The sequence below is a fragment of the Stenotrophomonas sp. ESTM1D_MKCIP4_1 genome (genome assembly GCF_003086895.1).
GTDB lineage: Bacteria > Pseudomonadota > Gammaproteobacteria > Xanthomonadales > Xanthomonadaceae > Stenotrophomonas.
Genome location: NZ_CP026004.1, coordinates 1,134,110 through 1,158,766 on the forward strand (window position 1 = coordinate 1,134,110; position 24,657 = coordinate 1,158,766).

The following is a 24,657-nucleotide window of genomic DNA, read 5'->3' on the forward strand; positions in this document are numbered from 1 at the left end:
GGCACTACGCCACGACGACAAGGATGGCCTGAACGATGCGACGTCTGCTGGTTTCGATGGGCGGTGGTGCGGTCACCGGTGCCCTGATCGCGGTAGTGACCTTCCCGTGGCTGGCCCGCACCGCCGCCATCGCCATGCCGCGAAGCTTCAATCTTTATCTATGGGATGCCGTGGTGGTGTTCGGCCTCGGCGCCAGCCTGGTGGCGTTGCCGCTGATGCTGCTGGGCCTGCGCCTGACCCGGGTACGTGGCGCCGATGTGGCGACCCTGCTGGTGTCGGCGCTGCTCCCGCTGGTGGTCGCCCTGAAGGTGATGGACGCGCTGCAGGCCGGTAGCAGCGTGCTGCTGGCATGGGCCGTGGGCATGCTGCTGGCTGCGCTGGTGCACAGTGTCTGGCGGAAGGCCGCTCCCCGCACAACAGCGTGACGTCCGGTCGTCCGCATCCTTAAGTCCGGTAGTGCCGGCCGCTGGCCGGCAACCCGGTTCCTTGGCATGCCGGCCAGCGGCCGGCACCACCGGGCGGGACCGCATCCGGCACAATAGGGCCCCCCGAAACCAGCCGTAACGCCATGACCGACCTCGCCCCGCAGACCCCGATCGAAACCCTGCTGAAGGCCGCCATGGATGGAGCCGTGCCGATCCGCGCCTTCATGGAGGCGTTCGTGGCGTCCGAGGTGGTGCTGCTGACCGGCAGCCTGGTCACCCCCGACGGCAGCGGTTTCGACCCGTTGCTGTTCGACAAGCAAGGCACCCTGCACGTGGCCGTGTTCACCGATCCCGCTCGGGTTGGCATCCACGCCCAGCAGGCCCCGCACCAGATCCGCTGGCTGATGCTGGACGTGCTGCGCCGCGTGCCCGGCGGCTACGGTGTAGTGGTCAACCCCGGCACGACGCTGGGCTTCGAAATTTCCGCCAGCGGCGTGGGCGAGATCCTGAAGGATTTCGCGCAGAGGTGACGCATCTGTAGAGTCGAGCAAGCTCGACTCTACAGACGTGGAAGGACGGGAGGGGAGGTGCCGGCCGGCGCCGGCACCTCCGCCGGCATCACATCGACACCTTCTTCCGGTTGTCACCGCTGACGCGGTCGATCAGCTTGTTGTACGGATCGAACCCGGCTTCGTCCGGCTTGCTGTCCACCGTCACCGTGATGGTGGGTTGGGCGGTCGTGACATGGTGGCGTTGCAGGTACAGCACCTTCTGGTCACGTTCCTTGCCCGATGGCCCGTTGGCGAAGACGCCGATCTCAATCCAGTCATCCATGCTGCCGTTGCTCTCCTCGCCCTTGCCGTCGGCGTACTGCTTGGCGGCGTGCAGGACCAGCGTCACGTCGTAACGGCCGTCGTTGCGCTTGCGGGCGCTGGCGGAGATCACGCGGTTGTCGTAGAAGCTGATCTTCTCGAACAGATCGGTGACCAGCTGCTGGCGATCGGCCGGCGTTTCGGCGCGGATGTACTCGAGCAGTTCGCGTGAGGTGGTGTACGGCGGCTGCTGGTAGCCCTTGTCCTGCAGGAAGCGTTTCAACGCACGGTTCAGCGCCTGTTCGCCGATTTCCTCGCGTAGCCGGTAGAACACCAGCGAACCCTTTTCGTAGTGGATGTACTGCTGGTTCTCCACGCGTTCCAGCGGCAGTTCCTCGATGGCCTCGCCGCCGCGCCCCGACAGGTATCCATCCAGTTCGCGCTTGAGGAACTGGCGCATGTGCTGGCGACCATACTCCTGCTCCATCACCATCAGCGCCGAGTACTGCGACAGCGACTCGGACAGCACCGTTGCGCCCTGTACGTTGGCACCGATCACCTGGTGTGCCCACCACTGGTGGGCGACCTCGTGGGCGGTCACGTAGAACACGTAGTCCACCTTGTCCGGATCGCGCAGGTCAGCGATGAAACCGATGGCTTCGGAATAGGGGATGGTGTTGGCGAAGGACTGCGCGAAGCGGGCATAGCCAGGGAACTCGATGATGCGTACCTGGCGATGCTGGTAGGGCGTGAAGTTCGCTTCGTAGTAGGCCAGCGACTTCTGCACCGCTTCGATCATCCGGTCCACGTTGTAGCCGTGCGCCGGGTCGAAGTAGACCTCGATCGGGATGTCCTTGTACGTCGCCTTGCGTACCTCCCAGCGTGCCGACAGGTAGGCATAGAAGTTCAGCATCGGCCGGTCCATGGCATAGCTGAAGCAGCGACGGCCATTGACCGTGGTTTCGTGCCGCAGGTAGCCCGGCGCCAGTGCGACCTGGTCCGGTGCGGTGCAGACCGTGGTGCGGAAGTCCAGCCAGTCGGCATCGTCGGAGACGTAGGTGTTGGCCCGCGCCGCTTCGTCCTCCAGCTTCGGCATGCGGGTCGGTTCGCCCAGGCCACGCTTGCGCCGTTCGTTGCGGTCGCTGATCTCGACGCGTTCGTTGTAGCCAAAGGAAGGCAATGCGCGGCTGTTGATGAAGGTGCCGTTGTCCACGATGTTGCTCGGTGCTTGGCCGGCGGTGATGCCGCTGGGCTTCTGCACCACCCGGAAATGCACGCTGCGGCTTTCACCCGGTTGCAGCGGCGTCTGCAGGCGGTAGATGCGGTAGCCGAGATCGGCGTCATGCATCGACAGCGTCTGCCCACCCAGGTCGACCGCAAGCAGCTGCTTGTCATCCCCCATCGAGACGTGCACTTCATGGATCGGCACGGCGTGGGTGTTGCGCACCGTCCAGTTCGCGTCGATCACCATGGACTGCGATTCCGGGAACAGGTCCACGCGGTTGTCCACGGCCACGATGCGCGGCTGCGGCAGGCTGCGGTACTTCGACAGCTCGCGTTCGTAACGGGCCTGCAGATCCAGCTGCTGGTCCGGTGAGAGGAACTCGTTGCGGATGTTGGTGTTCCAGTACAGCCAGCCGCCCACCGCGACGAACGCCAGTGCAGCCACGGCCGCGAAGGCGCCGGTCGGGCCCCGCAGGCGGCGGCCTGCCAGGGCCAGGCGCTGGCGCAGGCCCTGGCTGACGCCGCGTACCCAGAACGCCGAGGCCAGGCACATCAACGCGAGCAGGAACAGCACCCAGTAGCCCTGGAACGCCAGCTGTCCGGTCAGGAAGTGGCCATAGCCGTTCATGTCCGAATAGGGGGCATTCGGCCAGCTGCCGAAGTTGTAGAGGTTCTGCGTGTAGTCGAGCATGCCCAGCACGCCCTGGCCGATCATCACCACGATCAGCAGTGCATAGCCGACGAACTTGTTGTTGGTAAGGACCTGCAGCACCAGTGCCAGGCCCCCCATCAGGATGTAGACCACCGAATCCAGCGCCAGGCTGCGCAGGTACAGCAGCGGCTCCAGGTGGGTGTAGCCCTTGGCCAGCTGCACGCCCATCGCGGCGAGCGCGCCAGCCGCCTGGAAGCAGGCGATCACCGCCAGCAGCGCCGTGAACTTGGCCAGCAGCGGTACCCAGTTCGGCACGGGCATGGCATCGGTCACTTCATTGATGCGGGCGCTGCGTTCCTTCCAGACCAGTTCGCCGGCAAAGAACAGCACGATGATCACCAGCAGCCAGCTGAAGGCCCCCTGCAGGGCCATGATCATCTGCGAGGTGACCGGCCAGATGGAGGTGCCGTACAGCGTTTGCCGGAACAGTGCGCTTGGCAGGAAGTTGGCCAGGCCCAGCACCAGCAATACGATGAACGGCACGCTGCGCAGCACGCCGCGTGTGTCGAAGCGGACCTGGCGCAGGAACTGCTGCCATGCCGTTCCAGCGTTGAACGCCGGTACCACGCGCGGCAGTGCTGCGCGGGTAGGCCGGGCGGCAGCCGCATCGGCAGCCGGCGACGCATGCGTGCGGCCCCAGCGGCGGCGTCCGCTGCCACTGCGCTCGGTGCGGAACAACGCGAAGGTGGCGGCGAACAGCGCTGCTGCCACGCCCAGCCACAGGGCGCGGTTGGCCAGCAGATAACCGGCCAGTTCGGGAATGCCGCTGTTGCGTTCGGCCGTGGACCAGTAGCGGATGGTACGGCCCAGCGCACGCATGCCCAACGGTTCGCTCAGCACGGCAATCCAGGTGTTGTCGATGTCACGCAGCAGCGCCGCGCTGGCACCGTACAGCACCAGGTAGGCGACCAGGCCAATGTACACCCAGAGAATCGAGCGGGTCAGTGCCGCCAGCAGCGACAGCAGTGCGGTGGTGAACAGCAGGTTGGGAATGACGAAGATCGCGAAGGTCCACGCGAAGCCACGCCAGCTGACAGGGCCCATGCGTTCGGGATCGACCCACGGCATGAACGGTGCCAGCCACAGGCCGAGCGCGATCACGACGTAGACCAGCAGGCCCGCTGCCAGCGCTGCGGCGATGCGCCCGGCCAGGTAGTCGCGACGTTTCACCGGGCTGGCGAAGATCAGTTCGGCGGTGCCCAGCTCGAAGTCACGCAGCAACGCGTTGCTGACGAACAGCGCGTTGACCAGCATTCCGAGCAGGGTGAAGATGCCCAGCATCTGCGCGATCACTGTCGGCGCATTGCTGTGCACGTTGCCGCTGCCACCACCAATCTGTACTGCATCGCTGGAGGCGGCGGCGAAGGCGAGCAGGGCGAACAGCCCGGCCAGCAGCCACAGCAGCGGAGAACGCAGCTGCTCGCGCAGCTCGAACCGGAAGAAATTGAGGATCATGGCGTGCTCCGCTCAGGCTGCCGCGCGGGCACACGCCTGCAGGCGCAGGCGCTGGAAGTAGACGTCCTCGAGATCGGGAGCCACAGCGTGGAAGCCATCGCCTGGATCACTGGCACTGTGGATATGGATGACCGGGCGGCCACCGACCAGGCGCGTGGACAGCACCACGTAGCGTGCCTCATGGTCGGCCAGTTCGGACGGGTCGACCTGCTTGCGCCAGACCTGCTGCTGCAGGGCATCGATGGCATCGGCAGGACGGCCGGTCAGCAGCACCTGGCCGTTGTTCATGATGGCCATGCTCGGGCACAGGTCGGTCACGTCCTCCACGATATGGGTGGACAGGATCACCGCGACGTTCTCGCCGATGGCGGCCAGCAGATTGAGGAAGCGGTTGCGCTCCTCGGGGTCGAGGCCGGCGGTGGGTTCATCGACGATGACCAGGCGCGGATCGCCAAGCAGGGCCTGGGCGATGCCGAAGCGCTGGCGCATGCCGCCGGAATAGGTGCCCAGCTTGCGCTTGCGCGCGTCCCACAGATTCACCTGCTGCAGCAGGCCGTCCACCACTTCGCGGCGCTGCGCGCGCTGGGTCAGGCCCTTGAGCACGGCGAAGTGCTCCAGCAGGTCGAGCGCACTGACCTTGGGGTAGACGCCGAAATCCTGCGGCAGGTAGCCCAGCCGGCGGCGCACGGCGTCCTTGTCGCGCAGCACGTCGATCGGTGATTCACCGGGGATGGTCAGCACCGCGCTGCCGCTGTCGGCTTCCTGCAGCGTGGACAGGGTACGCATCAGCGAGGATTTGCCGGCGCCGTTGGGCCCGAGCAGGCCGAACATGCCGCGCGGGATATCCAGCGTGACCCCGTTCAACGCGTGGACGCCGTTGGCGTAGGTCTTGGAGAGCGAGTCGATCTGCAGCATGCGGCGTACACCTCTTCCCTGTGTGAATGGCCGTTTATCGCGCTGAACAGGCGTACGGTCAAACGCCGTTGGTCATGGTTACTGCCAGCGGCGCGGGGTTGGGGCATCATCGGGCCCGAACCGGAGCCAAGCGCAGGGAGCAGGGAGCAGGACGTGGGTGGCTATCTATTGCTGAAGGATGATTTCGAGGCGCGCATCCGCCTGCTGGCGCCTGGCGAGGGCGGCCGCCGCCAACCCGCGTATAACGGCATCCGCTGGGACTTTGCTTATGCCGATGCGTCGGGTGAGCTCGAGCTGTTCATGATCTTCCCTGAGTTCCTTGGCGAGGACAGCCAACCGCTGGCCCATGAAATCGCGCTGCCGGTCGGCCCGTGGCTGCGGGCGAGAATGCGGATCGTGAACCGGGAACTGCGGCAGACCCTGCACCGTGATCGGATCGGCGAGGGTGTCCGGTTTCATTGCCACGAAGGTCCACGCGCGGTCGCGGTGGGCGAGGTCACGCGGATTACCGGTCTGCACGAGACCTTGTAGAGCCGAGCCCATGCTCGGCTGCTTTGCCATTTTCTGTAGAGCCGAGCCCATGCTCGGCTGTTCTGCCTTTACATCCGCAGCGACGACTCGCGCACTACCAGCTTCACCGGAATGCTCAGGCTTTCCACCGGCTGCCGGCCGATCAGCGCCAGCAGTTTCTCAACCAGCAGCTGGCCGGCCTGCTTGGTGTCCTGCTGCACCGTGGTCAGTGCCGGGGATACCGAGGCCGCCAGCGGAATATCGTCGAAGCCGGTGACCGCCACGTCCTGCGGCACGCGCAGGCCGGCCTCGCGCAGCGCCCGCATCGCGCCGATGGCGATCAGGTCGCTGGCCGCGCAGATTGCATCGATGCGTTCGCCGCGTGCCAGCAGGGCCTGGCAGGCCTCCTGGCCGGACGCCTCGGTGGTGATGGCATCGTGCTGCAGCGCCGGGTCGGCCGCCAGGCCGTGCGTACGCAGGGCCTCGACGTGGCCACGGTAGCGTTCCTCGAACTCCGGGTAATGGCTGGAGGCGTGGCCGAGGAACGCGATGCGACGGCAGCCCTGCTGCAGCAGGTGGGCGGTGATGTCATGCCCGCCCTGGAAGTTGTCGCTGCCGATCGACACGCCCGGCTGCCCGGGCAGCGCCGCGCCCCAGCGCACGAAATGCGTGCCCTGTTCAACCAGCCGCTGCAGCCGGTCGCGCGACTGGTGGTAGTCGCCATAGCCGAGCAGGATGATGCCGTCGGCCTTGTTGCTGTCCTCGTAATCGGCCTGCCAATCGGTCGAAAGCTGCTGGAAGGACACCAGCAGGTCCTGCCCGTGCAGCGCGCAGGCGCGGGTGATCGAGCCCAGCATCGAGTGGAAGAACGGGTTGATCAGCGAATCGTCATTGGTCGGGTCCTCGAAGAACAGCAGGGCCAGGGTGCCGGCATTGCGCAGGCGCAGGCTGGAAGCGTTCTTGTCGACCTTGTAGTTCAGCTCGCGGGCGATGCGCAGGATGCGCTCGCGGGTCTCGGCGTTGACCATCGGGCTGCCGCGCAGGGCACGCGACACCGTGGGCTGGGAAACCCCGGCCAGGTGGGCGATGTCCAGGGACGTGGCTTTGCCTTTGATGGTCATGTGCAGTGCGGGCGCGGGGACAGGCGGGCGATAGGGGATGATGCCACGGGTCGCAGGCGCTGGCCCCGACGATGTCCTGTCGGGAACGCCGACGGGACAATGATTGGCTGCGCCGCGACCTCGCGCGCGAGGGTGCAGGGGACGTGCGCGATTTCGTCTGCAACGGCCGTAGACCCAGGCCTGGCAAGGGATAGGGGCACTTTCCGGCCCGCAGCGGGGGCTTCCCTGACCGGGCGCCGGGCGGCGTGGATGATAAGATGGGCCATTCCTGAATTCCCCCACCTGCATCGGGGGCGGCCCCGGCCACTGCCTCCTGCCTGGAGGACGTGCTATCACTGGCGGTCTGCCCTCGGACAACGGACGAACACACCTATGGCGCGTGGCATCAACAAAGTCATCCTGGTCGGCAACCTCGGCAACGACCCGGACGTGAAGTACACCCAGGGTGGCATGGCCATCACCCGTATCAGCCTGGCCACCACCAGCGTCCGCAAGGACAAGGACGGCAACCAGCAGGAGCGCACCGAATGGCACCGCGTGGTGTTCTTCGGCAAGCTCGGCGAAATCGCCGGCGAGTACCTGCGAAAGGGCAGCTCGGTCTACGTCGAAGGCAGCCTGCGCTACGACAAGTACACCGGCCAGGATGGCGTGGAGAAGTACTCCACTGACATCATCGCCGACGAAATGCAGATGCTGGGCGGCCGCGGTGAAGGCGGCGGCGGTGGTGGCGGTGGCAACTATGGCGGCGACCGTCCGCAGCGCCAGCAGGCCCCGCGCCAGGAGTACGGCGGCGGTGGCGGCGGCCAGCGTGGCGGCCAGGGCGGTGGTTACGGCAACCAGGGCGGTGGCCAGGGCGGCTACGGCAACCAGGGCGGCAACCAGGGCGGCGGCTATGGCAACCAGCGCCCGCAGCCGCAGCAGGCACCGCCGATGGACGACTTTGCTGACGACGATATTCCGTTCTGACGCACGCCTGGCAACAGGCCGTGATGTGAATCCAGAAGGAGTCCCATTCATGGGGCTCCTTTTTTCATGCGCCGGGCCAGCAGCGTTTTGCCCCGCAACATCGGTTTTCGTGCACCGCGTCTTGCAAAAAAAATACATCCTCCCGTATGGTGCAATCGATTGCATTGCAGTGAATCGTTTGCGTTTGCTACCGGTTGGGAGGCCGGTGAGTGGATGTCCATTCATTCAAGCGGACCGGCGCCGGCGCCGGGTATCACACGCCGGGACGCCCTGCGTCTTGCGGTAGCCGGGGCCGTTGGGCTGGGAGTGGCAGGCACAGTTCCCGCGCTCGCATCGGCCACGGCATTGAAGGGCCGACTGAAGCACTCCGTCGCCCGCTGGACCTTCCCGCAGTTCTCGGTCGCCCAGCTCTGCCAGACCGTGAAAGGTCTCGGCTTTGCCGCCGTCGACCTGGTTGGCCCGGAAGACTGGCCCACGTTGAAGGCCCACGGCATCTACAGCGCGATGTGCAACGGCGCGGAACTGGGCCTGACCAAGGGCTTCGCCGGCCGCGAGTTCCACGATGAACTGGTGGCGCGTTACACACGGCACATCGACCTGGTGGCCGATGCCGGCTATCGCAACCTCATCTGCTTTTCCGGCAACCGCAACGGCATGGACCCCCAGCAGGGCATGGCGAATGCCGAAGCCGGGCTCAAGCGCATCCTTGGCCATGCCGAGAAACGCGGCGTCGTGCTGGTGATGGAGCTGCTTAACTCCCGGGTCGACCATCCCGACTATCTGTGTGACCACTCCGCGTGGGGCGTGGAACTGTGCCAGCGCCTCGGCTCGGACAACTTCGGCCTGCTCTACGACATCTACCACATGCAGATCATGGAGGGCGACATCATCGCCACCATCGGTCGGCACCACGCGCACTTCAAGCATTACCACACCGCAGGCGTGCCTGGCCGGCACGAGATCGTGGACCAGCAGGAACTCAACTATCCGGCCATCTGTCGCGCAATCCGCGACACAGGTTTTGATGGGTATCTGGCGCAGGAATTCATGCCTGCCGCGCCGGATCCCGTCGGCTCATTGCGCGAGGCGATCCGTCTCTGCGACGTCTGAAACGATATCCACCCAGGTGATAGACCCATGGCAGATAATCATTACGACGCCATCGTTGTTGGCTCGGGAATCAGTGGCGGTTGGGCGGCGAAGGAACTGACCGAAAAAGGCCTCAAAGTCCTGATGCTCGAACGCGGTCGCAACATCGAACACGTGAAGGACTACGTCAATGCGATGAAGGAACCGTGGGACTTCCCGCATCGCAACCGGCCGACGCAGGCGATGAAGGCAGCCTTCCCGGTGCTGATGCGCGACTACGCGCTGGCCGAGAACCTGCAGGGCATGTGGGCAGACGAACAGGACTCGCCCTACATAGAAACGAAGCGTTTCGACTGGTTCCGCGGCTACCACGTCGGTGGCCGCTCGCTGATGTGGGGGCGGCAGAGCTACCGCTTTTCCGATCTGGATTTCGAGGCGAACCTGAAGGAAGGCATCGCCACGGATTGGCCGATCCGTTATGACGACATCGCGCCGTGGTACGACCACGTAGAGCGATTCGCCGGTATCGCCGGCACGCGCGAGGGACTGGATGTACTACCCGACGGTGAGTTCCTGCCCCCGATTCCGCTGAACATCGTCGAGAAGGACGTGGCTGCGCGGATCAGGAAAGCCTTTGGCGGAACGCGCCACATGATCCACTCGCGCACCGCCAACATCACCAAGCCGATGCCCGAGCAGGGCCGGGTCAACTGCCAGTACCGCAACAAGTGCATCCTCGGCTGCCCGTTTGGTGCGTATTTCTCGACCCAGGCGGCCACGCTGCCGGCGGCGATGAAGACCGGCAACCTGACTTTGCGCCCGTTCTCGATCGTCAAGGAAGTGCTCTACGACAAGGACCGCAAGCGTGCGCGTGGCGTGGAGGTCCTCGACGCCGAGACCGGCCAGACCTACGAGTACACGGCCAAGGTCATCTTCCTCAATGCCTCGTCGTTCAATTCAACCTGGCTGCTGATGAATTCGGCCACCGATGTCTGGGAAGGCGGGCTGGGCTCCTCGTCCGGCGAACTCGGACACAATGTGATGGACCATCACTTCGGCGCAGGAGCCTCCGGGCGTGTCGAGGGCTACGACGACAAGTACTACTTCGGCCGTCGCCCGTGCGGCTTCTACATCCCGCGCTTCCGCAACGTCGCCACGGACAAGCGCGGCTACCTGCGCGGCTTCGGCTACCAGGGCGGTGCCAGCCGCAACGGCTGGTCGCGCGAGATCGCCGAGCTGAACATCGGCGCGGACCTGAAGGAGGCATTGAGCCTGCCAGGGGACTGGCGCATCGGCATGACCGGCTTCGGCGAGATGCTGCCGCACCACGACAACACCATCCGCCTGGACCACGAGCGCAAGGACAAGTGGGGGCTGCCGGTACTGGCGATGGACGTTGCCATGCGTGACAACGAAATGGCGATGCGCAAGGACATGGCCGCCGATGCCGCCGAGATGCTGGAGGCGGCCGGGGTCAAGGACGTGGAGATGCACGACAACGACTACGCTCCTGGCAAGGGCATCCACGAGATGGGAACCGCGCGTATGGGGCGTGACCGCAGGACGTCGGTGCTGAACGCGCATAACCAGGTCTGGGATGCGCCCAACGTCTATGTCACCGACGGTGCCTGCATGACCTCCAGTGCCTGCGTGAACCCGTCGCTGACCTACATGGCGCTGACCGCGCGGGCGGCCGATCACGCGGTGCGCGAACTGAAAGCGGGGAATCTGTGATGGACCGCCGTGAACTGTTGAAGATGATTGTCGCCGCCACTGGTGCGGCCATGGTCGGCCTGCCTGCGCTGGCCAGCGGCAAGCTGCCGCCGGCCGCAGCGGGCGTCCCTTTTACCGACGCCGAGATTGCCACGCTCGATGAGATCGCCGAGACCATCCTGCCACGCACGCATACACCGGGCGCGAAGGACGCGGCAACCGGCGCCTTCATGGCGCTGTTCGTGACCGACTGCTACACCGCCCGGCAGCAGGCCACGTTCCGCGCCGGCCTGGCCGACATCGACAAACGCGCCGGCGGAAGCTTCGTCGCCCTTGCACCCGACGCGCGCAGCACGCTGCTGCGCACGCTGGATGTGGAAGCCAGGAAGCGCGCGATCGACGTGAGCGAGACAGGTACCGCAGAGGCCGCAAAGGCGACGCCGCATCCATTCACCATGATCAAGCAGCTGGCCATCTTCGGTTTCTTCACCTCGAAGCAGGGCGCGACCGAAGTGCTGCAGTACGTCGCCGTGCCTGGACGATACGATGGTGACCTTGCCTACACGCCAGGCACGCCGGCCTGGGCCACCAGCTGATGGAGAATGACAGAGTGATCAGACCTTTCCTGATGGCCGCAGGCTTGCTCGCTGTGGCGCCGGCCTTTGCACAGGCCGGCAGCGAACGTGATCCTGCGAAAACCGAGGTGTGGGCGGCGGTAGCCGAGGTCGCCACGCCTGCAGGTGCGGCCCCGTCCGATGCGATCGTGCTGTTCGATGGCAGAGACGTGTCCGCGTGGGAGGCGGAGCAGGGCGGGCGCGTGCCGTGGACGGTGGCCGACGGGGCCATGACGGTGGTTCCCGGCAGCAAGGGGATCCGCACCCGGCAGCGCTTCTGTGACATGCAGCTGCACATCGAGTGGCGCACGCCCACTGAAACCAAGGGCTTCGACGGACAGGACCGCGGCAACAGTGGCATCTTCCTGCAGGAGCTTTACGAGCTGCAGGTACTGGACAGCCATGACAACCCGACCTACGCCAACGGCCAGGCGGGCTCGATCTACAAGCAGGCCATGCCGCTGGTGAATGCCGCGCGTGCGCCCGGCCAGTGGCAGGCCTACGACATCATCTGGAAGGCGCCGCGGTTCTCGGCCGGTGGCGGGCTCACCTCGCCGGCCCGGATCACCGTGCTGCACAACGGTGTGCTGGTGCAGAACGACACGGTGCTGGCGGGGAAGACGGAGTACATCGGTGCGCCGTCGTACTCGCCCCATGGATGCGCGCCGCTCTACCTTCAGGAACACGCGTCCAAGGTCAGCTACCGCAACATCTGGGTGCGCGAGCTGTAAGGCGCGCGTCTATTTCGCCAGGAAGCTGGCGAGGTCATCGATTTCCTGCGGGGACAGCTGGGAGAAGGGCGGCATCAGCCCGCCGCCCTTGCTGATCTTTTCCTTGATCTGCGCAGGGGGCAGGCGCTTGCCGATGTCGGTGAGCGCGGGGAACGTGCCGGGCATGCCCGCGCGGTCCGCACCGTGGCAGGCCACGCAGTTCGCTGCGTACAGCTTGGCGCCCGCAGCGGGGTCTTCCTTGCACCATGCCGGCAACGCCTGCGTTGCCGCGCAGACGCCCAGGACCAGAATCAGGACGGTTTTCAAGCAAGGCTCCTTTGCGGGCTAGCGCGGTGCGCGGGCGGGCGGGGCGATGGTCAGGTGTTGGCGCAGGTAGTCGGCGCCGGCCTGGATGACCTTGGCCGGGTCGCGCGGCTGGTCGTGCTCGACGATGTACCACTGCACGCCAGCAGCTTCGGCGGCCGGCAGGATGGCATTCCAGTCGAGCACGCCCTGGCCGACAGCGGCGAATCCGCCTTCGTCCTCGGCCTGGCCCTTGGGTGCGTTGTCCTTGGCGTGTACCGCGAACAGGCGGCCGCGGAACTTGCCCAGCATCACCACCGGGTCATGCCCGGAACGCGCGACCCAGGCCAGGTCCAGTTCGGTCTGCAGGCCAGGGCCTGCTGCATCGAACAGCAGCTCCAGGCCGGTACGCCCGTTGAAGTCGACCAGCTCGAAATCGTGGTTGTGGTAGGCCAGGCGCATGCCCTTGGCGCGCACGCGCTCAGAGAGGCGGCCCAGTTCCTTGCCCAACGCCGCCCAGCCTGCGGCATCGGTCGGCCGGTCCTTGCTGTCCAGGTAGGGCACCACCAGCGTGGTGTTGCCGATGGCTTGGTTGAAGGCCACCACCTTGTCGAGGTCATTGCGCAGATCAGTCAGCGCGGTGTGCGATGAAATCGCGCGGATCGCGTACTTGTCGAGCAGCTGCTTCAGCTCGGCCGCACTGACGTTCTGCGTGCCGACCGTTTCCACTGCGTGCACGCCTGCGTCGTGGACGATCTTCAACTGCTGGTCGAGCGTGCCGGCGTTTCGCAGCGTGTACATCTGCACCGCGATGGGCTTTCCAGCGCCGCCGCTCTCCGCAGCGAAGGCGGGCAGGGCGGCGAACAGCAGCAGTGCGAGGGTTGCGATCCTGCGTGTTGGAGCCTTCATCAGTACATCCTCCCGGGAATCATTCGATGGTGGTCCAGGCCCGTGACTTGGCCGATGCGATGACGCGGTCGACGATCAGCGCCGAACGCACGCCGTCCTCGAAGGTGGGCAGGCCCTCCGGCTGTCCGCCGTCGATGGCGCGATAGGTGTCGGCAACGAATGCCTCGAAGCATTGCGCATAGCCCTGCGCATGCCCGGGTGGCAGTGCCGACAGTCGCCGCTGCTCGGCGCTGCCGGCCCCCGGACCGCGCACGAAGGTTTCTTCGCGCTGGTCGGGCCGGCCGATCCACAGCCGCTCGGGGTCTTCCTGGTTGAAGGCCACGCTGGCCTTGGCGCCGTCGATCTCGAACCAGAGGCGGTTGTGCCGCCCCGCCGAGACCTGGCTGACGGTCAGCGATGCCAGTGTGCCCGCGCCGGTACGGAACATCGCCGTGGCCACATCCTCACTGGCAACCGCCTGCATCGCACCGCCTGCTGCGGCGGTGCTGAAACTCTGCGCGCTCTCGGCGCTGCGTTCGGCGATCACCGTCGCGAAGGCAGCGCTGACCTCGGCGAATCGCTCGCCGCTGACCCATTCCACCAGATCGCACCAGTGCGAGCCGATGTCGGCGAACACGCGCGAGGTGCCGCCCAGCACGGGGTCGACGCGCCAGTTGTTGCTGGCCGGGTCCAGCAGCCAGTCCTGCAGGTAGCTGCCGTGGATGAGGTGCAGTGGCCCGATGTCGCCTGCCGCGATGCGGGCGCGTGCTTCACGCACGACCGGGTGGTAGCGGTAGACGAACGGCACCGTGGCGATCAGGCTGCTCGAGCTGGCCAGCGACGCCAATGCCTGCGCGTCGCCCAGCGTGGTCGCCAGCGGCTTTTCGCAGACCACGTGCTTGCCGGCCGCCAGGGCAGCCTGCGCCATCGGCCGGTGCAGGTGGTTCGGCGTACACACGTGCACGACCTGCACCTGCGGATCCGCGACGACGTCCTCGATATCGCGGTAGGCGCGCGGAACGTTCCATGCCTGTGCGACGTCGTGCGCGCGCTGCGGCGAAGAGGCGGCCACGCCACGCACGTCCGCACCGGCCAGCAGCGCGGCACGGCGATGGACCGCCGCGATCATGCCGGTGCCGATGATGGCGATTCCAAGCCTGGGCATCGAGTGCGCTCCTCAGTGCGTGGTGGGTGCGGCCGCGGTGGCGGGGCGGTCGCGGAACAGCAGCAGGAAGGCCACCAGCACCGCCAGCGCAACGCCGGCCGGGAACAGCCAGATCTGCTGCCAGTCGGGCCCTGCGGCGGTGGTGTAGTGCTCGACCACCGCACCGGACAGGAAGGTGCCGATCAGCATGCCCACGCCGTAGGTGGCCAACGTGATGAAGCCCTGTGCGCTGCTGCGTGCGTCAGGGCCCGCGTGTGCATCGGTGTAGATCTGCCCGGTGACGAAGAAGAAGTCGTAGCAGATGCCGTGCAGCACGATGCCGATGACCAGCAGGGAAAAGCCGCCGCCTGCATCGCCGAAGGCGAACAGGGCATAACGCACCACCCACGCGGCCATGCCCACGGCCAGCATGGTCTTCACCCCCAGCCGCACGAACAGGAATGGCATGGCCAGCATAAGCAGGACTTCGGACACCTGGCCCAGCGACTGCAGGCCGGCCGCGCCGCGCACGCCCAGATCGTTGAGATAGGGGTTGGTGAAGTTGTAGTAGAACGACAGCGGAATGCAGATGGCGATGGAGGCCAGGAAGAACACCAGGTAGGCGCGCGACTTCAGCAGGCGCAGCGAATCCAGGCCGAGGATCTGGCCGAGCCCGGCATCACGCTGCCGCGCCAGGGGCGGGGTGTGCGGCAGGGTGAAGCAGTACAGGCCGAGTGCCAGCGACGCCACGGCCGCCATCCGGAACGTCAGTTCCAGCCGATGCGCCTGCTCCCAGCCCAGCCAGCCGATCAGCACACCGGCGATGATCCAGCCAATGCTGCCGGCCACGCGCACCAGCGGGAACTGCTTTTCCGGCGACTGCATGTGCCGCATCGCCACGCTGTTGGCCAGCGCCAGCGTCGGCATGAACAGCAGCATGTAGCCCATGACGCAGGCGGAGAACGTGCTGAAGCTGGTGGCCGTCGACGCCAGCCACATCAGCACCGCACCGGCCAGATGCAGTACCGCGAGGATGCGCTGTGCAGCGAAATAGCGATCGGCGATCAGACCGACCAGGAAGGGAGCGACGATTGCGCCGATGGACTGGCTGAGGAAAGCCGTGGCCACCTGGCTGGCGCTGGCCTGCAGTGGGCCCTGCACCAGGTAGGTGCCGAGGGTGACGAACCACGCCCCCCAGATGAAGAACTGCAGAAACATCATCGCGCCCAAGCGCGACATGGCGTGCGTCATGGCTTGCCCTCCCGGGGCGGTGTCAGCTCAGATTCCCAGCATGCGGTGCAGTGATGCAGCGTCCGTCCCGCTGTCGGCGAAGTCGTCGAAGGCGCGCTCTGTGACCCGGATGATGTGGTCGCGGATGAAGGCGGCGCCCTCCCGTGCACCGTCTTCGGGGTGCTTCAGGCAGCACTCCCATTCCAGCACCGCCCAGCCCGGGAAGTCGTACTGCGCGAACTTCGAGAAGATGCCCTTGAAGTCGACCTGGCCATCGCCGGGCGAGCGGAAGCGGCCAGGACGATCGATCCAGTCCTGGTAGCCGCCATAGACGCCACTGCGGGCACTGGCGTGATACTCCGCATCCTTGACGTGGAAGATGCCGATGCGCGGGTGATAGCGGTCGATGAAGCCGAGGTAGTCCATCTGCTGCAGCAGCAGGTGGCTGGGGTCGTACAGGATCTTCGCGCGCGGATGGTGGTCGACCTCCTCGAGGAAGCGCTCGAAGGTCGCGCCATCGTGCAGGTCCTCGCCCGGGTGGATCTCGAAGCAGAGGTCCACCCCGCACGCGTCGTACGCATCCAGGATCGGGCGCCAGCGCCGGCCCAGTTCGGCGAAGGCTTCGTCCACCAGGCCGGGCGGGCGCTGCGGCCAGGGGTACAGGTAAGGCCACGCCAGGGCGCCGGAAAACGTGGCGTGCGCGGTCAGCCCCAGGCGCTGGCTGGCCTGTGCGCCCAGCATCAGCTGATCCACCGCCCAGGCCTGGCGCGCGGCAGGATCGCCGCGCTTGTCCACTGGGGCGAATCCATCAAACAGGCTGTCATAGGCAGGGTGGACGGCGACCAGTTGTCCCTGCAGGTGGGTCGACAGTTCGGTGATCTGCACACCGTGCCCGGCCAGCATGCCGGCCACATCGTCGCAATAGGCCTGGCTGCGTGCTGCCTCGGCCAGATCGAACAGCCGGGGCGCGGTGGTGGGGACTTGTAGGCCAGAATAGCCGAGACCCGCGGCCCATCCGGCCATCGAGTCGAGCCGATCAAAAGGAGCTTTGTCGCCGATGAACTGCGCCAGGAACAGCGCTGGACCCTTGAGCGTCTTCAACGTGATTCGCCGTCGATGCAATCGATTGCATTACCCTAGCATGGGCCTCCCGCGGACCTGTTGTGCAGTGCACAGCGGAACCAGGAACTGAAACCATGGCAACCATCTACGACATCGCAAAGCACGTAGGCGTTTCTGCCGGCACGGTGTCGCGTGCCTTGTCCCGCCCGGACAAAGTGCTCCCGGCCACGCGTGCGCGCATCGAACAGGCGGCTGCAGCGCTGGGCTACGTGCCCAACACCGTGGCCAGAACGCTGAAGACCCAGCGCAGCGGCAAGATCCTGGTCACGGTGCCGGATATCGCCAACCCGTTCTTCGCGCAGATCCTGCAGGGCGCCGAAGACGCGGCACAGGCAGCCGGCTATGCCGTACTGCTGGGCGATACCCAGCACCAGCCCGAACGCGAGGAACGCTATGCGCAGATGCTCCGGCGCAACGAGGCCGACGGCCTGATCGTCCTGGGGCATCGCCTGCCGCCGACCGCACGCGGGATCGTGCAGGCGCTCGGTGCCGCCGCACCGGTGGTCAACGGCTGCGAGTTCGACCCTGCGTTGGGCATCCCCAGCGTCCACATTGACAATGCCGCCGCCGCACGCGCGGTGATGGACCACCTGTACGGACTGGGCCACGAACGAATCGCCGTGGTCGGCGGGCCCCCCGACAACCCGCTGCACCAGCAGCGGCTGGAAGGCGTGCGCAGTGCCGGCAAGGTGCGCGGTCGGCTGCGCAGCCTGCGCGTCGTACCCGGCGATTTTTCACTGGAATCCGGCCATGCGGCGGTGAAGGCGCTGCTCGCGCTGCCGCTCGCGCCCACCGCGGTGTTCTGCTTCAGCGACCAGATGGCGCTGGGCGCGCTGGCGGCCTGCCGTGATCTGGGGGTGCGCGTACCGGACCAGCTGTCCATCGTCGGTTTCGATGATCTCGCCTCGTCCAGCTTCCTGACGCCGCCGCTGACCACCGTCCGCCAGCCGATGCGCGAAATCGGGGCACGTGCGGTCAACCTGCTGCTGGCCATCATCGAACGCGTCGATGTGCCACTGCAGCAGACGCTGGATTTCAGCTTGATGCTGCGCGGATCGACCGCCGCGCCCGCAGCGGGGTGAGCGGCGGGCGCATCATTCCGCGGGCTGCTAGCGCAGGTGGGCCTTCGCGCAGGCCAGCACATGGTTGTAGTCGCTGGACATGCACTGGTAGAAGTCCCGCTTCGCGTCGGTCGCGCCTTCGCAGTCGGCTTCGGTGATCTGCGGCAGCAGGCCGCGCATCGGGGTGGCCATGGCCTCGAACTTCGCCGCATCCATGTACCCGCCCGCCACGTTCTTCGCGCCCACTTCCAGCATGGTTTCCACGCCGTAGCGTGCATTCTCGACGGCCTTTGGGCAGGACAGTTCGACGTCGGTGCGCTGCACTTCCAGCAGCGAGGCAGCGATGGCCTCGGCATCCGCCTTGACCTGCGGCGGCAACGGCGTGGTGTCGGCTTCGCCGCCCATGGCCAGCGTCGGCAGCGGGCACAGCATCAGGACCAGAACGACGGGCAGCAGGCGGGGCATCGGGCATCCATGCGGGTGGGTGGGGCGCCAGTGTGCGCTGGCGTGCGCACGGCCGCCAGTGGGCTGAACGGAACGCCGCCGCGTGTCCCGGAACCGCCTCGCCATTCCACTACCATGGGCCACCCCAGTGGATGCCCTGCCATGACCGACCTGACCCTCGCCCTGCCCAGACCGCCTGCCGCGCGCATCGCCGCCTGGCTGTTGATGCTGCTGGGCATGTGGCTGGCGCTGAAGCTGGGCCTGGTGGTCACCCTGCTGTCGGGCCTGCTGGTGTTCCAGCTCACCCACGTGCTGGCCAATACCGTGGAGGGCAAGCTGCCACCGGGCCGCGCCCGCGCGGTCGCCGTCATCGTGCTGTCGGCTGTCATCATCGGTGCGCTGGTGCTGGCTGGTATCGGCGTGGCGTCGTTCTTCCGCAACGAGACCGGTGGCCCCGACGTGCTGCTGGCGCGCCTGATGGACATCCTCAACACCTCGCGCCACCAGGTGCCGGCGCTGCTGCAGCCGTACATTCCCGAAGACCTGACGCGCCTGCGCGAGGCACTGAACGACTGGGCGGCCGAGCACCAGCGGCAGCTGGGCGTGGCCGGTACCTCGGTGGTGCAGGTGGGCGTGCGCATCCTCATCGGCATGGTGCTGGGTGCCATGATCGCCCTGTACGACGAGCTGCCGCTGCCGAAGATGGGCCCGCTGGCGCAGGAACTGATCGGCCGCACCACCCGCCTGGCGGTGGCCTTCCGCCAGGTGGTGTTTGCCCAGGTGAAGATCTCGCTGCTCAACACGGTGTTCACCGCGGTGTTCCTGCTGGGCGTGCTGCCGCTGTTCGGCGTGCACCTGCCGCTGTCGAAGACGCTGGTGCTGATCACCTTCCTGGCCGGCCTGCTGCCGGTGGTGGGCAACATCATCTCCAACACCATCATCACCATCGTCGCGCTGTCGGTGTCGTTCTACGTGGCGGTGGCGGCCCTGCTGTACCTGATCGTCATCCACAAGCTGGAGTACTTCCTCAACGCACGCATCGTGGGCGGCGAAATCCAGGCGCGGGCCTGGGAACTGCTGCTGGCCATGCTGGTGATGGAAGCAGCGTTCGGCCTGGCCGGGCTGGTGGCGGCCCCGGTGTTCTATGCCTACCTGAAGCGTGAGCTGGTCGACCAGGGCTGGATCTGACCCGCGCCCCGCAGCGCGGGGCCATGCCCGCCGGATGGGCGTGAAGGCTGCGCCAGCGCCACTGCACGTGCCGGTCACCGCAGGCGGAGGACGCTGGGTTCCCCTTCCTCCCGGACGCTGCACATGACCACGCTTACCCTGCCCGAACTGGCAAAAAAGATGGCCGGCATCGATTTCGCGATGCTGCAGACCCACGCGGGCGGCGAGATCGATGGCCGGCCGATGAGCAACAACGGCGATGTGGACTACGACGGTGACAGCTGGTTCTTCGCGCTGGAGAGTACCGACATGGTCCGCCAGATCGAGGCCGATTCCCGGGTCGCGCTGGGCTTCACCGGCAGCAAGTCGCTGCTGGGCAAGCCGCCACTGTTCGTCCACGTCAAAGGCCAGGCCACGATCATCCGCGAACGCGGCGTGCTGGCCCAGCACTGGGTCAAGGATCTGCAACGCTGGTTCGAGCAGGGCGTGGATACGCCGGGGCTGGTGCTGATCCACGTGCACGCGCGGCGCATCCAGTACTGGGATGGCGAGGACCAGGGCGAGCTGAGCGTCTGATCATCCGCGGCAGCACCGGGCCATGCCCGGCGGCTCAGCCTGCTGCCGCCACACCCTCATCCACCCAGTCGGCCAGCTCCGGCGCCAGCGCATGTTCCACCGCACGCCGCAGCAGCGCCGGGGCGATGTAGTGGCGGTGCAGGGCGTCGATCAGCGCCATGTACAGCTGGCCGAACCGGTTGAGGGTCTGCACGCGCGAACCCAGGCTGATCCGCACACGGCCGTCGTCGTCGAACTGCACGCGCACGCTGCCGCGGAAGCGCAGGTGGCGGTCATCGGCGCCGAGCAGCACTTCGGCACTGCGGTCGGCGTCGTCCACGCGCGCATCCAGCACCGGAAAGCGCCCGGCGAACACGCGGCTGCGATCCGCCGACAACAGCGACGACACCGGGCAGCCCAGCGGCGAGGTGCGCAGGCGCAACGGTGCCACCAGGCGGTTGCGCAGGGCCATCAGGCGTCCCACGCCTCCGGGCGGATTGCGCAGGAACCCGTCCAGTACATCCGCCAGCAGGGCAGAGGCCGAGTGCTGCGCGCAGTGGCCACTGCGCAGGGTCAGCACGGTCAGGTCCTGGTAGTGGCTGCGCGGCAGCGCGCTGGCCAGCAGCCCCTGCGCATCGGGCCGACCGCTGTGTACCGGGTAGCGCGGTGTGCTGCGTTCGACGAACCCGCGCAGCGGCCGCAGGTTGATGCGCCGCAGCGGGCCGAGCATCGCGCGCGTCTGCGTGCACAGGCGCGCACACAGGCTGGGCGGCGCGGCCTGCAGTGACAACTGCAGCAGGGGCGCTGTGGCCAGCATGGCGGCGCTCGGCCAGAGCGGCTGCGCCAGCACCTCGGTCAGACTGGGAATGTCGGCACTGTTGGCCTGCACCCGCGCGCGGGTGGCCTCGTTCATCGCCCCGGCCAGTTCATTGCTGTGGCACGACAGCGCGAACATGGCAGGGTGGGCGGAATGGTTGGAGGCGAACTGGTGCCAGGTGCCGCCGCCAAAGCGCACGGTGAACAGGCAGTCCGGCGGTATGCGGAAGCGGCGTAGGTTGCGCACGAACGCCGACGGATCCCCGGCGAGCTGTGCATCGGTGGCGGTGGAAAAGCGCAGCTCGGCACCGGCACTGCCAGCGATGGCGGTGAACATGCGCGGGCCCGCATGGCGGTGGAACGGGTGGCCACGACCCTCGACCACGAAGCTGTACAACGAGGACGCATCGCCGTGCTGCAGGTGCATGCCGCCCAGGCGCGCGGAAGGTTCATCCAGCGCATCGATGAAGGCCGGATGGTGGCGCTGGCGCTCGCCCGCGTCCTTCACCAGCGCATCGCCGGCACCGATGCCGAGCTGGGCGATGAGGGTGACTTCGATGGGGCCGGCGCCGTCCTGCGCGGGGAGCTGGACACCTGGAAACGAACGGCTGTTGCGGGTCGAACCAGGCATCGTCGTGCTCCTTGTCAGCGGGCAGGGGACTTGCGGCGGGCGCGGGCTTCGCGCTTGAGTGGGCCACCCACCGGACACACTTCGGCGGCCCAGGAAAACAGCGTGTTGGCCAGGCGCTCGGGCACCTGGCGGAAATACACGAACTGGCCGCGCTTTTCGCGTTCGATCAGGCCAGCCTCTTCCAGGATGCGCAGGTGGCTGGACAGCGCCGGCTTGCTGAAGTCGAAGCGCTCGGCCAGCTCGCCCGCGCTCAGTTCACCGGCGCTGAGGTAGGCCAGGATCTGCCGGCGGGCACCGGAGGCAAGGGCTTCAAAGATACGGTCCATGGATCGTTTATTAACTAATTCGTTAATTAAGTATTCTGCGAGGCCGGGCCGGTGTCAACCCGCCCTGCCCGGAGCACGCGATTCATCCAATCGCCCGTGATGTGGTATATCGTTTATCGATAAATCCATCCTGGGCGGCGAGGCCGCCCCATGCCGGAGGCTGCTTGACCGCTCGTCCCGCCCGCGCCGAACCCGCGCGAGGCTTGTTCACCCTGGCCCAGACCGCCGTGCAGGCCGTACGGGCGATGTGCTGGCTGGGCATCCTGGCCGCGCTGCTGTCCGTTCCCCTGGTGGCTTACGATCGGCGCTGGCTGCTGGACAGCGTGCACGACGCGCACGCCGCTGCCGTCCACGGCGGTGACCTGTTCCTGCATTTCTGCATCGGCCTGGGCACCATCGTCGCCCTGCTGGTGCTGTGCCTGGTGTTCCTGCGGCACCTGGCGCGGCTGCTGCGCTCGGCGGCCGGCGCGCGCCCGTTCACCCATGCCAATGCGCGGCGCCTGCAACGCATGGCGTGGCTGATGCTGGCGATGGAGGTGCTGTCGATCATCATCGGCGTGTACGCCTCATGGATGGGGCCTGACTTCGCCTGGATGGAAGTCGGCGGCGGCATGTCCATCACCGGCCTGATCGCAGTGCTGATGCTGTTCGTGCTGGCGCGCGTGTTCGCCGTCGGTGCGGCGATGCGCGATGACCTCGATGGAGTCATCTGATGGCGATCGTCATCACGCTCGACCGCATGTTGCAGGAACGGGGCATGACCCTGTCCGAACTGGCCGGGCGCATCGACATCACCCTGGCCAACCTGTCCATCCTCAAGACCGGCAAGGCGCGCGCCATCCGCTTTTCCACCCTGGATGCGATCTGCCGCGAACTGCAGTGCACGCCGGGCGATCTGCTCGGGCATGACCCGCTGCAGGCGCAGGACGACGATTGACCCCTCTCTCCCTTACCTCATGAAGAAACGGACCCGAAATGGAATGGTTGGCTGACCCCTCGATCTGGATGGGCCTTGCGACCCTGATCGTGCTGGAGATCGTGCTCGGCATCGACAACCTGGTGTTCATCGCGATCCTGGCCGACAAGCTGCCGCCGCATCAGCGCGACCGCGCGCGGGTGATCGGCCTGAGCCTGGCCCTGTTGATGCGCCTGGTACTGCTGGCCGCGCTGGCCTGGATCATGAAACTGACCGAGCCGCTGCTGACGCTGTTCGACCACAGCTTCTCCGGCCGCGATCTGATCCTGCTGGGCGGTGGCCTGTTCCTGTTGTTCAAGGGCACCATGGAACTGCACGAGCGGCTGGAAGGCCGCGAGCATCATGAAGATGGCAAGAAGGTCTATGCCAGCTTCGCCATGGTGGTGGCGCAGATCGTGGTGCTCGACGCCGTGTTTTCGCTTGACTCGGTGATCACGGCCGTCGGCATGGTCGACAACCTGGGCGTGATGTACGCCGCAGTGACCATCGCGATGGTGCTGATGCTGCTGGCCAGCAAGCCGCTGACCCGCTTCGTCAACAAGCATCCCACGGTGGTGGTGCTGTGCCTGGGCTTCCTGCTGATGATCGGTTTCAGCCTGGTGGCCGAAGGCCTCGGCTACAAGATTCCGAAGGGTTATCTGTACGCGGCCATCGCGTTCTCGATCCTGGTGGAAGCGTTCAACCAGTGGGTACGCTTCAACCGCGAGCGCAACGAGCGCCGCCAGCCGTTCCGCCAGCGCACCGCCGATGCGGTGCTGCGCATGCTGGGCGCACGCCCGGCCAACGGCCACGACGATGGCCACGGTGAGGAAGAACATGCGGACGAGGAACGCCTGCAGCCGGCCGAGCACGAGATGATCCGCAGCGTGCTGGGCCTGGCTGACCGGCCGGTGTCGAGCGTGATGACGGTGCGCGCCGACGTGCAGTGGATCGATCTGACGCGTGGCCAGGACGACGTGGTGGCCCGCCTGGTGGCCTCGCCCCATACGCGCCTGCTGGTGGGCGAGGGTGATCTGGACCGCCTACGCGGCGTGGTGCAGAGCCGCGATCTGCTGGCCGACCTGCTGCAGGGCAGGCCGCTGCAGCTGGAAGGCAACCTGCGCGAGCCGCAGTACGTACTGTCCAGCGCGAGCGCGCTGCAGGCCCTGGAACTGATCCGCCGGCACCCGGTGCCGCTGGCAGTGGCGGTGGACGAATACGGCAGCGTGGAAGGCCTGGTCACCGCCAACGACCTGCTGGCGGCGATTGCCGGTGATCTGGCCGACACCCAGGATGAGCGCTACGGCGTGGTTGCGCAGGGCGAGGACCAGTGGGAAGCCGACGGCGCGCTGACCCTGGATGACCTGCAGCGCCTGGCGGGTGTGTCGTTGCCGCGCAGCAGCGACTACATGACCATTTCCGGCCTGGTGCTGGAACAGCTGGGGCGCCTGCCCGACGAAGGCGATGCCGTGGACGTGGCCGACGTACGCATCACCGTGCTGGCGATGGAGAAGCGCCGCATCGCCCGCCTCCGGGTGCAGCGCCTGGTCGGCGCCTGACGACGTAGAGTCGAGCTTGCTCGACTGCTTTTCGTAGAGTCGAGCTTGCTCGACTGCTTCAACAGCAGCCGAGCATGGGCTCGGCTCTACCGTTGGGGCAGTCGAGCAACGCTCGGCTCTACCGTTGGGGCAGTCGAGCAACGCTCGACTCTACCGTTGGGGCAGCCGAGCATGGGCTCGGCTCTACCGT

At 66.7% G+C, this 24,657-nt stretch carries 25 protein-coding genes; 14 read left to right on the forward strand and 11 right to left on the reverse strand.

Annotated features, from left to right (window positions below):
- Positions 1-35 precede the first annotated feature (35 nt).
- A complete protein-coding gene (locus C1924_RS05320) occupies positions 36-425 on the forward strand; it encodes a hypothetical protein (protein ID WP_108764355.1) in 390 nt (129 codons plus the stop codon).
- Positions 426-568: 143 nt separating this feature from the next.
- On the forward strand, positions 569-955 hold the full coding sequence (locus C1924_RS05325) for an SseB family protein (protein WP_108764356.1): 387 nt from the start codon (positions 569-571) through the stop codon (positions 953-955).
- An 88-nt stretch (positions 956-1,043) separates the two neighbouring features.
- Here C1924_RS05325 and C1924_RS05330 read toward each other — a convergent pair whose 3' ends face one another.
- Positions 1,044-4,628 (reverse strand): ABC transporter permease subunit, encoded by a 3,585-nt coding sequence (locus C1924_RS05330; RefSeq protein WP_108764357.1) that lies wholly within the window; start codon positions 4,626-4,628, stop codon positions 1,044-1,046.
- 12 nt (positions 4,629-4,640) lie between these two features.
- Entirely contained in the window at positions 4,641-5,543 is a 903-nt protein-coding gene (locus tag C1924_RS05335) for an ABC transporter ATP-binding protein (RefSeq protein ID WP_108764358.1), read from the reverse strand.
- Between the two features lie 153 nt (positions 5,544-5,696).
- On the opposite strand from C1924_RS05335, the gene C1924_RS05340 reads away from it, so the two are divergent.
- Positions 5,697-6,074 (forward strand): hypothetical protein, encoded by a 378-nt coding sequence (locus C1924_RS05340; RefSeq protein ID WP_108764359.1) that lies wholly within the window; start codon positions 5,697-5,699, stop codon positions 6,072-6,074.
- A 68-nt stretch (positions 6,075-6,142) separates the two neighbouring features.
- On the opposite strand, the gene C1924_RS05345 is transcribed toward C1924_RS05340, so the two are convergent.
- A complete protein-coding gene (locus C1924_RS05345) occupies positions 6,143-7,174 on the reverse strand; it encodes a LacI family DNA-binding transcriptional regulator (RefSeq protein WP_108764360.1) in 1,032 nt (343 codons plus the stop codon).
- 372 nt (positions 7,175-7,546) lie between these two features.
- On the opposite strand from C1924_RS05345, the gene ssb reads away from it, so the two are divergent.
- From ssb to C1924_RS05370, 5 genes are all read left to right on the forward strand, one after another.
- Complete coding sequence (gene ssb, locus C1924_RS05350; protein ID WP_108764361.1) at positions 7,547-8,140, forward strand: single-stranded DNA-binding protein; 594 nt, start codon at positions 7,547-7,549, stop codon at positions 8,138-8,140.
- A 213-nt stretch (positions 8,141-8,353) separates the two neighbouring features.
- Positions 8,354-9,250 (forward strand): TIM barrel protein, encoded by an 897-nt coding sequence (locus C1924_RS05355; protein ID WP_108764362.1) that lies wholly within the window; start codon positions 8,354-8,356, stop codon positions 9,248-9,250.
- Between the two features lie 27 nt (positions 9,251-9,277).
- Positions 9,278-10,963 (forward strand): GMC family oxidoreductase, encoded by a 1,686-nt coding sequence (locus tag C1924_RS05360; protein WP_108764363.1) that lies wholly within the window; start codon positions 9,278-9,280, stop codon positions 10,961-10,963.
- Positions 10,963-11,538: a gluconate 2-dehydrogenase subunit 3 family protein gene (locus C1924_RS05365; protein ID WP_108764364.1), complete on the forward strand. Its 576-nt coding sequence runs from the start codon at positions 10,963-10,965 to the stop codon at positions 11,536-11,538. The genes C1924_RS05360 and C1924_RS05365 overlap by 1 nt, the downstream gene beginning before the upstream one ends.
- Positions 11,538-12,287, forward strand: a complete 750-nt coding sequence (locus C1924_RS05370) for a DUF1080 domain-containing protein (protein WP_174208942.1) — start codon at positions 11,538-11,540, stop codon at positions 12,285-12,287. Before C1924_RS05365 ends, C1924_RS05370 begins: the two co-directional genes overlap by 1 nt.
- Positions 12,288-12,296: 9 nt before the next feature.
- Here the strand turns inward: C1924_RS05370 and C1924_RS05375 are convergent, their stop codons facing one another.
- From C1924_RS05375 to C1924_RS05395, 5 genes are read right to left on the reverse strand one after another with little or no spacing between them, the layout of a single operon-like run.
- Entirely contained in the window at positions 12,297-12,581 is a 285-nt protein-coding gene (locus C1924_RS05375) for a cytochrome c (RefSeq protein WP_254051261.1), read from the reverse strand.
- A gap of 30 nt (positions 12,582-12,611) precedes the next feature.
- A complete protein-coding gene (locus C1924_RS05380; protein WP_108764367.1) occupies positions 12,612-13,478 on the reverse strand; it encodes a sugar phosphate isomerase/epimerase in 867 nt (288 codons plus the stop codon).
- 19 nt (positions 13,479-13,497) lie between these two features.
- Entirely contained in the window at positions 13,498-14,622 is a 1,125-nt protein-coding gene (locus C1924_RS05385; RefSeq protein WP_108764368.1) for a Gfo/Idh/MocA family oxidoreductase, read from the reverse strand.
- A gap of 12 nt (positions 14,623-14,634) precedes the next feature.
- A complete protein-coding gene (locus C1924_RS05390; RefSeq protein WP_108764369.1) occupies positions 14,635-15,852 on the reverse strand; it encodes a nucleoside permease in 1,218 nt (405 codons plus the stop codon).
- A gap of 27 nt (positions 15,853-15,879) precedes the next feature.
- Complete coding sequence (locus C1924_RS05395) at positions 15,880-16,932, reverse strand: sugar phosphate isomerase/epimerase (protein ID WP_108764370.1); 1,053 nt, start codon at positions 16,930-16,932, stop codon at positions 15,880-15,882.
- Between the two features lie 95 nt (positions 16,933-17,027).
- Between C1924_RS05395 and C1924_RS05400 the strand changes: the two genes are divergently transcribed.
- Positions 17,028-18,035: a LacI family DNA-binding transcriptional regulator gene (locus tag C1924_RS05400; RefSeq protein ID WP_108764371.1), complete on the forward strand. Its 1,008-nt coding sequence runs from the start codon at positions 17,028-17,030 to the stop codon at positions 18,033-18,035.
- A gap of 27 nt (positions 18,036-18,062) precedes the next feature.
- Here C1924_RS05400 and C1924_RS05405 read toward each other — a convergent pair whose 3' ends face one another.
- Positions 18,063-18,479, reverse strand: a complete 417-nt coding sequence (locus tag C1924_RS05405) for a hypothetical protein (protein ID WP_108764372.1) — start codon at positions 18,477-18,479, stop codon at positions 18,063-18,065.
- 141 nt (positions 18,480-18,620) lie between these two features.
- On the opposite strand from C1924_RS05405, the gene C1924_RS05410 reads away from it, so the two are divergent.
- Complete coding sequence (locus C1924_RS05410) at positions 18,621-19,646, forward strand: AI-2E family transporter (protein WP_108764373.1); 1,026 nt, start codon at positions 18,621-18,623, stop codon at positions 19,644-19,646.
- Positions 19,647-19,769: 123 nt separating this feature from the next.
- Positions 19,770-20,201: a pyridoxamine 5'-phosphate oxidase family protein gene (locus C1924_RS05415; protein WP_108764374.1), complete on the forward strand. Its 432-nt coding sequence runs from the start codon at positions 19,770-19,772 to the stop codon at positions 20,199-20,201.
- 34 nt (positions 20,202-20,235) lie between these two features.
- Here the strand turns inward: C1924_RS05415 and C1924_RS05420 are convergent, their stop codons facing one another.
- Both C1924_RS05420 and C1924_RS05425 read right to left on the reverse strand, forming a co-directional pair.
- Complete coding sequence (locus C1924_RS05420; protein ID WP_108764375.1) at positions 20,236-21,627, reverse strand: DUF2867 domain-containing protein; 1,392 nt, start codon at positions 21,625-21,627, stop codon at positions 20,236-20,238.
- Positions 21,628-21,641: 14 nt separating this feature from the next.
- Positions 21,642-21,953: a metalloregulator ArsR/SmtB family transcription factor gene (locus tag C1924_RS05425; protein ID WP_079221004.1), complete on the reverse strand. Its 312-nt coding sequence runs from the start codon at positions 21,951-21,953 to the stop codon at positions 21,642-21,644.
- Positions 21,954-22,198: 245 nt separating this feature from the next.
- Between C1924_RS05425 and C1924_RS05430 the strand changes: the two genes are divergently transcribed.
- Genes C1924_RS05430 through C1924_RS05440 form a run of 3 tightly spaced genes read left to right on the forward strand, consistent with a single transcriptional unit; the run spans position 22,199 to position 24,467 of the window.
- Positions 22,199-22,666 carry a DUF2975 domain-containing protein gene (locus C1924_RS05430; RefSeq protein WP_108766976.1) on the forward strand — a complete coding sequence of 156 codons (468 nt, stop codon included), beginning with the start codon at positions 22,199-22,201 and terminating at the stop codon, positions 22,664-22,666.
- Positions 22,666-22,890 (forward strand): helix-turn-helix transcriptional regulator, encoded by a 225-nt coding sequence (locus tag C1924_RS05435; protein WP_108764376.1) that lies wholly within the window; start codon positions 22,666-22,668, stop codon positions 22,888-22,890. The genes C1924_RS05430 and C1924_RS05435 overlap by 1 nt, the downstream gene beginning before the upstream one ends.
- Positions 22,891-22,928: 38 nt before the next feature.
- Complete coding sequence (locus C1924_RS05440) at positions 22,929-24,467, forward strand: TerC family protein (RefSeq protein WP_108764377.1); 1,539 nt, start codon at positions 22,929-22,931, stop codon at positions 24,465-24,467.
- Positions 24,468-24,657 lie beyond the last annotated feature (190 nt).